This is a genomic window from Pseudomonas sp. HY13-MNA-CIBAN-0226 (genome assembly GCF_040310305.1).
Lineage (GTDB): Bacteria > Pseudomonadota > Gammaproteobacteria > Pseudomonadales > Pseudomonadaceae > Aquipseudomonas > Aquipseudomonas gregormendelii.
Genome location: NZ_JBEOPS010000524.1, coordinates 1 through 245 on the forward strand (window position 1 = coordinate 1; position 245 = coordinate 245).

Annotated in this window: 1 pseudogene; it reads left to right on the forward strand. The window is 58.4% G+C overall.

Annotated elements, in window-relative coordinates:
- A pseudogene (locus AAEZ05_RS29755) lies at positions 1-245 on the forward strand (ABC transporter substrate-binding protein); the annotation flags it as partial.

Consider the following 245-nt stretch of genomic DNA (forward strand, 5'->3'; position numbering starts at 1 on the left):
GTCATACACCTGTTGTCGCCGATGACCGTATGGGCGCGCTATGGCAGTAAGGTGCCAGCCAAAGTTGTGGCGTGGAATCATGTGGGCGGTTCAGGCTTGACCGTATCGCCAGGCATTACCGACGTGAAGCAACTGGGCGGCAAGTCGGTGGCGATTCCGTTTTGGTACTCGATCCATAATGTGGTGGTGCAGCAACTGTTCCGCGATAACGGCCTCACACCGGTCACTCGCGCCACTGGCAGCTC